10 protein-coding genes are annotated in these 13,221 nt (G+C 67.1%); all 10 read left to right on the top strand.

The window, feature by feature from the left end; translation table 11 throughout:
• Positions 1-48 precede the first annotated feature (48 nt).
• The 10 genes from eccA (at position 49) to HOV91_RS21125 (ending at position 13,214) form a co-directional block, all read left to right on the top strand.
• Positions 49-1,809, top strand: coding sequence for a type VII secretion AAA-ATPase EccA (gene eccA, locus HOV91_RS21170; RefSeq protein ID WP_174187146.1), 1,761 nt, complete (start codon positions 49-51; stop codon positions 1,807-1,809).
• Between the two features lie 104 nt (positions 1,810-1,913).
• Positions 1,914-3,464, top strand: coding sequence for a type VII secretion protein EccB (eccB, locus tag HOV91_RS21165; RefSeq protein ID WP_174187145.1), 1,551 nt, complete (start codon positions 1,914-1,916; stop codon positions 3,462-3,464).
• Positions 3,464-7,471, top strand: coding sequence for a type VII secretion protein EccCa (gene eccCa / locus HOV91_RS21160; RefSeq protein WP_174187144.1), 4,008 nt, complete (start codon positions 3,464-3,466; stop codon positions 7,469-7,471). Before eccB ends, eccCa begins: the two co-directional genes overlap by 1 nt.
• Before the next feature lie 94 nt (positions 7,472-7,565).
• Positions 7,566-7,979 carry a hypothetical protein gene (locus tag HOV91_RS21155; RefSeq protein ID WP_174187143.1) on the top strand — a complete coding sequence of 138 codons (414 nt, stop codon included), beginning with the start codon at positions 7,566-7,568 and terminating at the stop codon, positions 7,977-7,979.
• A 24-nt stretch (positions 7,980-8,003) separates the two neighbouring features.
• Positions 8,004-8,312 (top strand): WXG100 family type VII secretion target, encoded by a 309-nt coding sequence (locus HOV91_RS21150; RefSeq protein WP_174187142.1) that lies wholly within the window; start codon positions 8,004-8,006, stop codon positions 8,310-8,312.
• A gap of 43 nt (positions 8,313-8,355) precedes the next feature.
• A complete protein-coding gene (locus HOV91_RS21145; RefSeq protein WP_174187141.1) occupies positions 8,356-8,661 on the top strand; it encodes a hypothetical protein in 306 nt (101 codons plus the stop codon).
• 386 nt (positions 8,662-9,047) lie between these two features.
• Entirely contained in the window at positions 9,048-9,359 is a 312-nt protein-coding gene (locus HOV91_RS21140; protein ID WP_174187140.1) for a hypothetical protein, read from the top strand.
• A gap of 30 nt (positions 9,360-9,389) precedes the next feature.
• Positions 9,390-10,760, top strand: coding sequence for a PPE domain-containing protein (locus HOV91_RS21135; protein WP_174187139.1), 1,371 nt, complete (start codon positions 9,390-9,392; stop codon positions 10,758-10,760).
• 56 nt (positions 10,761-10,816) lie between these two features.
• Positions 10,817-11,647, top strand: coding sequence for an ESX secretion-associated protein EspG (locus HOV91_RS21130; protein ID WP_174187138.1), 831 nt, complete (start codon positions 10,817-10,819; stop codon positions 11,645-11,647).
• A 34-nt stretch (positions 11,648-11,681) separates the two neighbouring features.
• The gene (locus HOV91_RS21125; RefSeq protein ID WP_174187137.1) at positions 11,682-13,214 is read left to right on the top strand and encodes a MinD/ParA family ATP-binding protein; all 1,533 of its coding nucleotides are present in this window, start codon (positions 11,682-11,684) and stop codon (positions 13,212-13,214) included.
• Positions 13,215-13,221 lie beyond the last annotated feature (7 nt).

Raw genomic sequence — 13,221 nt, 5'->3', positions numbered from 1 at the left:
CCGGAATCTATCGTTCGAGCAGGCTAGTTCGGCGGAAGGGAAGTCCGAGTGTCAGCGGCCGAGGACGCGTTCTACACGGGTGTTCAGAATCTTGGGTTGGTCGCGGGTGGCGTGCGCAACGAGCAGCACGCGGGGGCGGCGTTTCGGGCCGCCACCGACCTCGACCCCGATATGTGCGATGCCTGGCTCGGGCGCGCCATGGCCGGAGAGGTCACCTCGGAGGTGATCTACGGCGCCTACCGCTCGGTGCACAACCTCTATCGCGACCAGCAGCGGGCCGGTCTGGTCGACCGCGCTCTGTGGTGCCAGGTCGAGATCGGCATGTACGGGTTGCGCGTCGCGATGGCCGACCGGGACCAGATCGCCATCGCACAGGCATGCTCATACGCCGAAGGCGGCGAATGGCAAGAGGCCGCGGCCATCCTGGACGAGGTCCCCAGCGACGACGTCGCCGACTTCGTGCGGATGTCGCTGTACTTCCGGACCAAGCAGTGGCCGGAGGTGCTGGCCGCGCGCAACGCCCGGCCGGTGCTGGAGGACGGCCTGCTGGACATCGCCGCCGAGTTGATGACCGCCCAGTCACTGGCGCACCTGGGCCGCTTCGGTGAAGCCATGCCGCGCGCACAGCGGATCGTCGAGGACAGTTCCTCGGGCAATCTGTCCTACATCTGGGCCGACGCGCACTTCCTGCTCGGCATGCTGATGCGGCACAACGGCGATCACGATGCCGCCGACAAGATCCTCAAAGGACTGCAGGGCTCCGCGCTGTGGCCCGAGCGCGAGGAGTGGCAGCGCGCGGTGCGGGACAAGAGCTACCGGTTCGAGGTCGCCACCGCGGAACTCATCGCTTCCCGCACGAACAAGTGGGACCCGAAGACCGGTGACGACCCGCGCGAGGCGGCCGCCAGCGCGGCGCGCGCGGAGCGCGAGAGTCTCCTCACCGAGGCCTCGGACCTGTTGCAGGCGCAGATCGGCATGGACTCGGTCAAGGAACAGGTCGACCGCCTCAAGTCCGGTGTGCTGATGGACCAGGTGCGCGCCAAGCGCGGGCTGGCCGTGGATTCGCGGTCGCAGCACCTGATCTTCTCCGGTCCGCCCGGTACCGGTAAGACGACCATCGCGCGCGTGATCGCCAAGATCTTCGCCGGCCTCGGTGTCGTGGAGAACGCGGAGGTCATCGAGGTCTCCCGCAACGACATGGTCGGCACCCACCTGGGCCACACGGCTCCGAAGACCAACGCGCTGATCGACTCGGCGCTGGGCGGCGTGCTGTTCATCGATGAGGCGTACACGCTGATCCAGGAGGGGCTCTCGGGCGGTGACGCGTTCGGCAAGGAGGCGGTCGACACGCTGCTGGCCCGGATGGAGAACGACCGCGACAAGCTCGTCGTGATCATCGCGGGATACGAGGACCAGATCGACCGGTTCCTGGCGTCCAACGACGGCCTCGCCTCCCGGTTCACCAAGCGTATCCGGTTCGCCAGCTACGACGCCGACGAACTGGTGCAGATCGCCGATCACATCGCGCGCAAGAAGGACTCGATCCTCTCCGAGCAGGCGCGTGAGGTGCTGCGCCTGCGCTGTGAGGAGCTGGCCGGTCAGAGCAAGAACGGCAGGCGGCTGATCGACCTGGCAGGCAACGGCCGTTTCGTGCGCAACGTGGTCGAGGCCGCCGAGGCCGAGCGGGACTACCGCTTCACCAGGGAGAACGCGGATATCGCCGCGATGAGCGACGAGGAGCTCATGACCATCGACGCGTTCGACGTTTCCGCGGCGCTGGAGGGTTTGGCGCCGTCGGCGCGGGTGTGAGCGTCCCCTGACCCAGCATTCCCCGTACTGGGAACACGGGTCGTATTCATGCTGTGACCGCTGGTTACGGTGTGGTGGCAGGGCGGCGGAAGGAACGATAACCGGTGGCGCGCTTCCGGGTTGTGACCAAACACCAGATCTCTGGTTGGCGTTTTCTGCTGCGCCGGATCGAGCACGCGCTGGTCCGTCGAGACGCGTCGATGATCGACGACCCGCAGCGCGGTCGTTCCACGGCATTGTCCATCGGCATCGCGCTCGCGTGTGTGATCATCGCGGGCGCCGCCGTGCTGGCGTTCTTCAAACCGGCCAAGAAGGTCGGGGAGTCGAAGATCGTGGCGGAGAAGGACACCGGCGCGCTGTACGTGCGGCTGAACAATCGGCTGTTCCCAGCGTTGAACCTCACCTCCGCTCGGTTGATCGTCGGTTCTCCGGACAACCCGGTGAAGGTATCGAAGGACGAGCTGTCGAAATATCCGCGCGGGCCGTGGGTCGGTATTCCCGGCGCGCCCGGCAGCATCGTCGACACCGCCGAGCGGGACTCGTCGTGGACGGTGTGCGACACCGCGCGAACCGGTGCGGCGGCGCCGGTGAACCCCGCCACCGGTCTGCCGACGGTGAGTCGCTCCGCGGTGCGGACGACGGCGATCGGCGGGCCGCTCACCGTCGACGGCGACGCCACCCGCCTGCTGGGCGAGGGTGAAGCCCGTCTGCTGCGCGACGATTCCACGACCTGGCTGGTGTACGGCGACGCCGAGAAAGGCGTGGTGCGCGCCGCGATCGATCTCGCGAACACCGCGGTGGCGATGGCACTCGGCATCGATTCGACCGCTCCGGTGATGGCCGCGTCCAAGGGCCTGGTCAACGCGATACCCGAGGCGCCGCCGCTGCGGGTGCCCGAGGTGCCCGGCGCGGGCGAGTCGATCACCTTGAACAACGGATTCACCACGCCGGTCGGGTCGGTGCTGACCGTCTCGACGCCGGATCAGGGCGTCTCGTACTACCTCGTCTCGCAGACGGGTCTGGTCCGGATCAGCGCCGTCCTCGCGGCGATGGTCCGCAACGCGAACTCCCAGGGCGCGGTGTCCACGCGCACCGTGGGACCCGACGTGATCGCGGCCAATCTGCGCCCGGGGCAGTGGCCAGGCACCGCGTCCTACCCCACCCGGCCCATCCGGTTGGTCGACCCCGAGCGGTCCGGCGTGACGTGCTATCACTGGTCGCGGTCGGGGAACGATCCGAACGCGGCCACCGAACTGCTGGTGGGCAAGCAACTTCCGCTCACCCAGGAGGAGCAGGGCCGGACGGTGGACCTGGTGACCTCGGCGGCTTCGCGCGGCACCACCGCGGATGCGGCCTATCTGCCCCGCGACACCGGCCGTTTCGTGCAGGTGACCGGCTCGGAGCCGGGATCACCACTGCGGGAGGCCTTCTACTGGGTCTCCGACAGCGGCGTCCGCTACGGCGTCATCACCGATCCCGGCGGCGCCACCGGCGATCCCACCTTGTCCGCGCTCGCACTGCGGACCCCGGTCCCGGCGCCGTGGAACATCATCTCGCTGTTCGCGGTGGGTCCCGCCCTGTCCCAGAAGGAAGCTCGCATTCAGCACGACGGCATCCCGAACAACAAGATCGTCGCCGGGCTCGGTGGTTCGTAGTGACCACCACTCGTCGATTCGTCCGCCCCGCGCGGACGGTGCGCGGTCCCAAAGCCCCCGCCGTGACCGAATTGCGGCTGCAACCGCCGACCGAGCTGCCCAAGCCGGTCCCGCCGTCGCGGCTGCGCATGATCATGCCCGTGGTCATGGTGGCGGCCATGTGCGGAATGATGGTCATGATGTTCCGCGGCGGCGGAGCCATGAACCCGATGATGCTGATGTTCCCCGCCATGATGCTGGTGTCGATGTTCGGCATGATGGGCGGCGCGTTCGCGGGCAACTCCAGCGGCGGTGCGGCGAGCCTCAACGAGGAACGCAAGGACTACCTGCGCAGTCTCACCGACAACCGCAAGACCGTGCACGGTGCCGAAGCCGAACTGTATGCCTTCCTGCGCTATACCCATCCCGGTCCCGACGAGATCGCCCGCCTGATCGGCGGCAAGCGGATGTGGGAAGTGCAGGTCGCGAGTCCGCAATTCCTCCGGGTGCGCGTCGGCCGGGGGCGCATCGCCAATCAGGTGCGCGTGATCGTGCCGGAAGCCGCGCCCACGTCGGATCTGGACCCGGTCGGCGTCGTCGAGCTGACCCGGTTCGCCAAGGCGTACTCGACGGTCGGCGGCATGCCGGTCGCGATCAATCTGCTGTCGGCGCCGCAGGTCGGCATCGACGGTGACGCGCACCTGGTGGCCGGACTGATCCGCGCGATGATCGCCGAGGTGGTGGTCCTGCACGGACCCGACCAGGTGGCGGTCGCGGCGGTGCTGTCCGATCCGGACGCGCCGGAGTGGTCCTGGCTGAAATGGCTTCCGCACACCCAGCATCCGAGCGAGACCGACGCGATCGGTTCCAGCCGGATGGTCTATCGCACCGTCGCCGAGCTGCGCACGAAGGTGCTCGCCGGGCTCAACCGCGGCCCCTTCTCGGCGAATTCGCAGCCAACCCTGGATCGCACGCACTACTTGCTGATCGTCGAAGTCAGCGGGCCCGCCAGCGACCGCGACATCTCCGGCATCGATGGCTGCACCTGGCTGCGGATGGGTTCCACGGAGCAGAATCTGCCCCGTGCGCTGCGCTTCACCGTGACCGAGGACCGGTCGCTGAACGAGGTGACCCCGCGCGGATTGCGCCGGGTCGGCGTCGCCGACGCGCTGTCCACGGCGGCGATGACGGCGATGGCGCGCAGTCTCTCGCCGTACCGGTTGTCCACGGTGGTGGAGGCGGTGGCCGCCGAGCAGGCCAGCGGAGGCACGTCCTGGGAGGAGATGGTCGGCATCGCCGACCCCGGCGCCATCCGCGTCGAGCAGGCGTGGGTGCGGCGCCGCGACGAGGATCGGGCCCGGCTGAACATTCCCTTCGGTCACGATCCGGCCGGCAGTGTCGTCTATCTCGACATCAAGGAATCGGCCGAAGAAGGCATGGGCCCGCACGGCATGTGCATCGGCGCCACCGGATCGGGTAAGTCGGAATTCCTGCGGACCCTGGTGCTGTCGGCGGTGTCGACACATTCGCCGGACGTGTTGAACCTGCTGCTCGTCGACTTCAAAGGTGGCGCGACCTTCCTCGGCTTCGACCGGCTGTCGCACGTGACGGCCGTGGTGACGAACATGGAGGAGGAAGCCGACCTCGTCACCCGTATGGAAGACGTCATCAACGGTGAAATGGCACGGCGGCAGCGGATCCTGCGCGACGCGGGCAATTTCGCCAGCGTCGCCGACTACGAGCGCGCCCGGGAGCAGGGCGCGGACCTGCGACCCCTGCCCACGCTGCTGATCATCCTCGACGAGTTCGCCGAACTGCTCGAGCAGTACCCGAACTTCTCGAAGCTCTTCGTGGCCATCGGCCGATTGGGCCGATCGCTGCGCATCCACCTGCTGCTCGCGTCGCAGAAAGTGCCCGCCAACCGGATGGGCGAGCTGGAAGCGCACCTTTCCTACCGGATCGCGTTGCGCACCAACCAGACCAGCGACTCGCGCGACGCGATCGGCACCGCGGACGCCTACCACCTGCCGAAGAAGCCCGGTTCGGGTTACCTGCGGGTCGGCTCCGGCGACCTCCAGCGGTTCCAGGCCGCGTACGTGGGTGAGAAGTACTCGCCTCCCGCGCAGGTGTCCGCGGCCTCCGCGCAGCGCGCGCGACGGCCCGGTGGGGGATACCGCCCGCCGCAGCGTTTCATCACCGGCCATATTGTCGACACCCGCCCCGTGGTGGTCGAGCCGGTGGTCGTCCAGGAGGCGCCCGAGGCCGCCGACGGCGAAACGATCACCGTGATGGAAGCGGTCTTGCAGCAATTGGCCCGGCACGGTCAGCCCGCGCACAAGATGTGGCTCCCGCCGCTGGTCACGCCGCCCACTTTGGAGCGCATGGTGCGCGCGGTGCCGCAGGGGGCGTTGCAGATGCCGTTGGCGCTGGTGGACAAGCCGCGTCAGCAGCGCCAGGACGTCTGGTCCGTCGACATGTCCGGCGCGGGTGGCCATATGGCCATCGTCGGCGGTACGCAGTCCGGCAAGTCGACCGCGCTGCAGTCGTTCATCCTGTCCGCGGCACTGACGCACACCCCGGAGCAGGTCCAGTTCTACTGTCTGGACTTCTCCGGCGGCGGCTTGTCGAGCTTGGCGAACCTGCCGCACGTGGGCTCGGTCGCCGCGGCTCGCGACGGTGACCGCATCCGCCGCACGATCGCGTTGGTGACGAACCTGCTCGAGAGCAGGCAATCGATGTTCGCCGAGTTCGGCATCGACAACATCCGCAAGTTCCGCACAATGCGCGATGGTGCGGGCGCCGCACCGTGGCTGGACCGCGATCCCTACGGCGATGTCTTCTTGGTCATCGACGGATGGGATGTCGGGTTCGGCACGAACGGCCCGTACTACGACGAGTACACCCCGGTGATGGAATCCATTGCCCTGCAAGGCTTGAATTACGGCATTCACTTGGTGGTGAGCAGTTCACGCTGGATCGCCATTCGCCCCGCGATCAAGGACCTGATGCAGACGCGCATCGAGATGCGTTTGGGCGACCTGGCCGACACGACATTCAATGTCCATCGCAATGTGGTCGCGGCGATCCCCGCGAATCGGCCCGGTCGCTGTATCTCGACCGACGGGCTGCACATGCTCACGGCGTTGCCGCGCATCGACGGGGTCGGCGAGGCGGAATCGGCTGCGGAGGGTCTCGCGGCGGCGTCCGCCGAGGTCGCCCAGCGCTACCCCGGTCGCCGCGCGCCGCAGGTGAAACTGCTGCCGCCGCAAGTGGGCATCGACGAGGTGCGCGCGGGATGGCCGGTGGCGCAGACGCTCGCGCAGCGTCTCGTCGTGCCGTTCGGTCTGCGGGAGTCCGATTTGCAGCCCGCGACGATCGATTTCAGTGTGTCGACGCACTTCATCGTGCTCGGCTCGACCGGCTCGGGGAAGTCCACCACCCTGGCCGCCCTGCTGGCGTCCATTCAGCGTCAGTACGATCCCTCGCAGGCGCGCGTGCTGCTGATCGACTACCGGCGCAGGCATCTGGAGACGGTGCCGCAGGAGATGCTCATCGGCCATGTGACCAATGAGCGCGACGTGCGAGATGCGCTGCCGGCGCTGGTGGAGAAGATGCGCTCGCGGCGACCACCGGAGAACGTGACCACGCGGCAGCTCGCGGAAAGGTCCTGGTGGAGCGGGCCCGAGGTCTTCGTCGTGATCGACGACTACCACATGATCGCGCAGCGCGGCGCGTTGAATCCGCTGGAGCCCTTGAAGGAGATCATTGTCGACGGCCGAGACACCGGCTTGCACGTCATCGCGGCGCGCAACATCGCGCAAGCGGATACCGCGTTGTACGACAACGTGATCGGCCAGATGAAGAACCTCAATTCCTCGGGTCTGATCATGGACGGCTCGAAGCTCGACGGCATACTGATCGGCGACGTGCGAGCCACCAAGCAGCCGCCTGGACGTGGGATCTACGTGGAGCCCATGAGCTCCCGTAGAGACCTCGTCCAGGTGGCCTGGGTGCCCCAGCAGATGTGATTTCGGCGGATCGTCCCAGGGTTGGGAATGAATTACCGTTTCCTTAGCAGCCGCTCGATCCGAGCTGGTAGTCACGCTCGATTGGAGTATCGCCATGGCGCTCCCGGATGTTGGCAACGTGCTGCCGGATGTGCAGAAGGCCGAGTTCGATCCCCGGTGGACACTCGGGTCCATCTCCGGCAGGGCCGTCGGTTCGCGGATGTCGTTGAACGGTGGCCAGGCATCGGAAACGCGCGGAATGCCGCTGAGCGATGTCGGAAGGCACTCGGATACCGCCACGCTGGTGTTTGCCGCACGGTGCGATCGCCGACGACGGGACGCCACCGAAGCGAGGGAAATCCAAGCTTTCGCGGCGGTATTCGTTCCCGAAGTAACTCAGGAGGTGCCGGTACTGGAGAAACTTTCGGCAAGCGGTGTAGTCGAGGATATCGATGTCGCAAGTCGCGTGTCGATGAGTCCGATGCACACGTTGTCAACGTCCTCGGCGAATCCGTCCGAGGCAAGGTAAACGCCCCACAGGATAGGAACAGATATGGCCATCGGCTACACCGGCGACGAGGATGACATCAACACCGCCGCCAAAAAGTTCTTTACGCACGCCGACACCTTCAAGAACCATCTGGGCATTCTCGAGGGCATCAAGATGGAGTACGCGCCCGCTGTCCAGGGCGCGACCGGAAATGCTATCCAGCAGGCGATGCAGGGAGCTCTCGACAAGGGTGGAAAGCTGCACGCTACCTTCATGGAGATCGTCGACGCACTGCATACGGCCGGTTCGACCTTCGGCAGCCAGGACCAGGAGAACGCCGCACAGGTCAACAAATACAACCTCAATTTCTAATGCCGGGTCTGCAACAGAAAGATATCGGGAAAGGTCTCGAAAAATGGCTTTGAAGAACGATTACGATGCCGTTGAGGGCCTGGTGATCCGCACCAGTAAGGCGCTCGAAGACATGACCGTCAACAAGGAGGAGCGGAAATCGGTGGCCGCTCTGCTCGAGCAATACTTCCAAGGTGAGGCCGGTAGCGAAAACGAGCGCCTGCAGAAACGCATCGATGGCCTGATCACCCAGTACAACGAGGCGCTGGAGAGTCTGAAGGCGGCCACCAAGAACGTCTCCGGCATCGACGGCCAGTTCCGCGTGGTCGACCAGGGTCAGGCCATGCGGTTCTCGCAGATCGGGCTCTGACGACGCCGGTCCGGATCGCCATCCCGGCGGATCTTCCGGCTCCGCGCGAGCCGGCTCCGTGATGGTCGATCGCGGCGCTCGCGTTGTGCGATGCCGCGGCCGGTGGGAAATCGAATGCCATCGCCCTCGACGAATTCGTTCGCGAACTTCGTCGAGGGCGATCGCATGTCTGGATGCCGGTCGGCCGGGCGGATCGTGTCACGTGACGTCTCCACTCGTGTGTTTCGCGGAGTCTCCGGCAAGCTGCGATAGAGGCGGTCGGCCAGGGTGAATGCGAGGTCCGCACCGCAATCCCCACTGTTGGGAATAGCCTAACGTTCTGAGTGCACCGCTCGATGTCGAAGTACTACTCGCCAAGAGTGGGTACCGGTTGTTAGGAGACGTCCATGCATCTCGCTGTCGATTGGGATCATCTCCCCGTTATCGCTTCCCAGCTCGGCGTCAGCGCGGAGGATCTGATGCTGATGCTCGGAGCGGCCGCTCCCCTCGCTGTCCCGGCCCCGCCGGGTCTCGATGACGTGAGCGCGCTCATCCCCACTGCGTGCGCCAAGCAAGCAGGATTGTTCTTCCCCACCACGGCGAAGGGAGTCTGCTTGGGCACCGATGGTGCGGTCGCTCTACCAGAGGTAGGCGCCGCCTTCGCTGCCGGTGACGTGGCCGGGCACGGCCAGGTGATCAGCAAGGTAGCCGCGTTCTAGCCGCGGACAGCGCGAGCGAAAGCTGACGAGATGCTTGCTGTGGTACTCGGCGCGCTGGGGCCGGAGGGGATCATCGCCCCGGTGCTCGCCGGCGATGGGGTCGCCACGACGCGGGCGACCGCGAAGGCTTATACGGCTATGGCCGTGCGGTTGAATGCCGCCGCGGCCAACACCGACAGTTCGATGCTTCAGATGAGCGGGACGTTCCAAGCGCTCACCGCGGACCAGGCGCAGGCGGCCTTCCGTAAACACTCGGCGTGGTTGCGTGAACAGGCGGCGGTGGCCGAGGTAACCGGCCAGTTGCTGGACCGAGCGGCTGAAATCTCCACCGCGGCGAAGGCCGCCATGGCGGTCCTCGCTGCCAAGGCCGCCCAGGTCCGGGTACAGGAGGGAATCGCGCTCGGCGGCGGCTTCGGACCGGCGAGCGGGCCGGTGCTCTTGGAAGCCGAAGCCGAGTTGATGGCGCTGCGAGCGGCCGCCCTCGGGGTGATGGCCGGTTACGCCGGGGCGCTGGTGCCCACACTGGCCGCGCTGCCGCCGCCGATCGAGGCGCCGCCGATCGTGACCGGCGGCCCAGGGCCGGGCCCGCAGACGCAGAACGTGTCCTACGACAACCCGACCGACTACAACGGTAACGACTTCACCCAGCAGACGGACACATCGACCACGACGACGGACGATGGGCCGACCGGAACGGATAACAACACCGGGACGGGCGATCAGAAGCCCGGCGATACAACACAACCCAGCGATACGACCCAGCCGACGGATCCCACTCAACCGGCGGATCCGACCCAGCCTGCGGATCCGCTGGACCCCGCCACCAATCCCGAGCAATTGTCGCCGGACCCGAATGCCAATGGCTGGTCCGGAGATTCGGGAATGAACGGCTCGGGAGACGGAGACATGGGCCAGTCCTGGTTCTATGACACGTCGCAGAACTCGCCGACGTTGGCCGCGTTGAGCGGTGGGGCCGGAAGCCTGGTCGCGCTGAACATGGCCCGTGGCGGCCTCGGATCGATGCCGGGCGCCGCGACCGGCTTCCGGATGCCCGCCAGCTGGAATCCAGGGGCCGGACGGGCATTCGGCGCCATGCCGCAACAAGCGGCGTCCGGGCCGATGGCCCGGAAGGGCCCGCCGCGCGGTGCGCTCGCGCCCAAGGCGCGAATGCGACGGCGCCGCGACGACGAGAAGAGGTCGTCGAAGGTGTTCGTGCCGGGTGAACCTCAGGATGTTCCGGTACTCGAGCAACCTCCTGTCATCGGGGTCATCGAGTACGAGGACCGCGACAGCCGAGACGAGCCGACGCTCGAACCGGTGCTGGCGGTCGGCGTCATCGAGCGGAACGACAACGAAAACGAAGACGAAGCGGTGCTGGCCTCCGCAGAACGTCCTCGGTGAACACGCGGAGGTCATACCCAACCGAGGTAGATGATCACAATGCATTCGGGGAAGGTGTGGAAGACGATCCGGTCGCAATCGACCTGAATGTCGATGCAGCCCTGCTGTTACAGCATCTGGTCGGCATCGAGTCCTATCCGCCGGTATTGGCGCTGCTGCCGAACATCTACCGCATCGAGGACCGGGATCGGGTGCATGCCGTAGTCGCCGAGCAGCTCACCGAAGTGGGTGTGCTCGAGGACGGTCGCGTGCACCCGGTCGTCGAGCATTGGCTCGGGTGCCTGTACCGGCCGGACGTGGAAATGGCGGTACGGATCCTGGACACCGGTTTGGATGGCGAGCGGAAAGGAATGCTGCGGATGTCGCTGGTGCGCGCGGGCGAGACCCATGTGCTCGCGGTGCGCTCCGACGACCATGTCGTCATCCAGTCGGTGTTCCAGCAGGACAACCAGCTCGACACCTTGCCTGCCGCCGTGCTGGCCGCGCTCGGTCCGGCACCGGTGTTGCAGTTCGAGCCGATCGCCGCGACGGTCGAGCAATTCGGCGAGATTCCGGACGACCAGGACGAACGGCGGCGTGCCCTGGTGGAACTCGGGGCGGAACCGCACGCCGCCGCGGTGCTGAGCCGGGTGCTGGACGAGGTGGTCCGACGGGCGGAGGTGGTGCTCATCGAGCACCACGACGGCAGCTCTGCGCACCCCGTATCCAGCGTGAACGTGGTGGATACGCTGTCGGGGCGGATCATCGTGACTCCGAGCGTCGCGATGGACGGACGGAAGTGGGCGAGATATGCGCCGGGCGATGATGCGGCCTTGCGGTCGGGCATCGGGGCGCTGATCGACCTGCTGCCCGGTCGAAGTTGGTTCGACACCAGCAGAGTGAACTGAACGTCGGACCGTGGTTGTGGAGAGGACGACGGAAATGAACCGAGCACCGAGCAGAAACGGTCATGCGGCCGACGCCGCGCGGGCCGGGGGCTACGACGCGTTCTTCGCACCTACCGGCGAATTGGCGGATGCGGCCGTCGCGCAGGGTCCCGCAGCCGAAACGCGCCAGGATGCCGACACGTTCACCCACGTCGAACCGCCGCGTGAGCCCCAGGCGCCCGCCGGGGCGGAACCCGACCACCGGTCGGCGGGCGTGGTCGCGCCGCCGCCCAGCGCGAGTGTGCCTCCACCGCAGGTGCATTCCCAGCCACCGCAAGCTGTCGCGCAGCCGCCCCAGGCGGGTGTCCGGCCCGCGCAGCCGAATGCGCAGCGGGAACACTCGGCCGCTCCGCCGCCCCCGGCGCAACCGCAGGCGGCGCAGCCCTATTCGGCTCAGCAGCACGGCGCCGAGCAGTACCTGGCCGAGCCCTCGCAGGCGCTCGCGCGCAACGAGGCCGCGTCCGCGAACCAGGAGTGGGCGGCCGGATCGGCGTCGCCGTGGGTGCCCGAGCGTATCGACCGCTCGACCCATGAGCCGACGCCGCGGATCGAGGTGCTGCCCGCCGCGCTCAGCTCGATCGAACTGCTCGCCGACATCTCCGCCGCGAAGCGCGCGCAGCTGCGCTCCAACTCCGGCGTGCGGGGTGCGCTCAACAAAGTGGGCTTCAACCTCGGCCTCTCACCTGCCGAACAGCGCGCCGAGGACCGCAAGACGCGCATTCGGCGCCAGCTCACCACGACCTATCAGATCGCGGTGATCAGTGTGAAGGGCGGCGTCGGCCGCACCACCACCGCGGCGACGCTCGGCTCGACCTTCGCCAGCCTGCGCCCGGACCGGGTGGTCGCGATCGACGCGAACCCGGACTTCGGCGACCTCTCGACGCGCACCTGCCGCCATCCCTACGGCCTGACCCTGCGGGACCTGGCGCAGTCGCAGAACCTGGACGCGTTCTCCGCGGTGCAGTCGTTCACTTCGATCAATTCGGCGGACCTCGCCGTGATCGCGTCGCCGTGGAGCACCGAGGCCACCGAGGCGCTGTCGGGCCGCGAGTACAGCACCGCCGTGGAAATACTGCGCAAGCACTTCAACCTGCTGGTGGTCGACTGCGGAACCGGCGTGCTCGATTCCGCGACGGCGACGGTGCTGCAGACCAGCGACGCCGTCGTGGTCGTCACCCCGGCCACCGTCGGTGGCGTGACCGGCGCGGTGGCCACCCTGAACTGGTTGAGTTCGCATGGCTTGCAACACCTGATCGCGAAGTCGATCGTCGGCATCGTGCATCACCAGCCGCTGAAGCCGACCGTCGAGGTGGACGCGATCGAGAAGCTGTTCGAGACCGCGCAGCGCCCCACCTGTGTGCTGCCCTACGACGCGCATCTGGCCGAGGGCGGCGAGATCGACCTGCGCCTGCTGGAGAAGGAGACCGTGCTCGCGTTCGAGGAGCTGGCCGCTTGGCTGGCCGATGGATTCCCCGGCTACCTCTCGGGTGGAGCGGACAACTCCGGTGACCGCGGAGGGTGGCGATGAGTGAGCG

Source organism: Nocardia barduliensis (assembly GCF_013315795.1).
Lineage (GTDB): Bacteria > Actinomycetota > Actinomycetes > Mycobacteriales > Mycobacteriaceae > Nocardia > Nocardia barduliensis.
This window is presented reverse-complemented; position numbering and strand designations above follow the sequence as displayed.

Bases quoted from the DNA above. Each gene is read 5' to 3' on its own strand.
- HOV91_RS21155 (WP_174187143.1), top strand. From the start codon at position 7,566: ATGGCGCTCCCGGATGTTGGCAACGTGCTGCCGGATGTGCAGAAGGCC.
- HOV91_RS21150 (WP_174187142.1), top strand. From the start codon at position 8,004: ATGGCCATCGGCTACACCGGCGACGAGGATGACATCAACACCGCCGCC.
- HOV91_RS21145 (WP_174187141.1), top strand. From the start codon at position 8,356: ATGGCTTTGAAGAACGATTACGATGCCGTTGAGGGCCTGGTGATCCGC.
- HOV91_RS21140 (WP_174187140.1), top strand. From the start codon at position 9,048: ATGCATCTCGCTGTCGATTGGGATCATCTCCCCGTTATCGCTTCCCAG.
- HOV91_RS21135 (WP_174187139.1), top strand. From the start codon at position 9,390: ATGCTTGCTGTGGTACTCGGCGCGCTGGGGCCGGAGGGGATCATCGCC.
- HOV91_RS21125 (WP_174187137.1), top strand. From the start codon at position 11,682: ATGAACCGAGCACCGAGCAGAAACGGTCATGCGGCCGACGCCGCGCGG.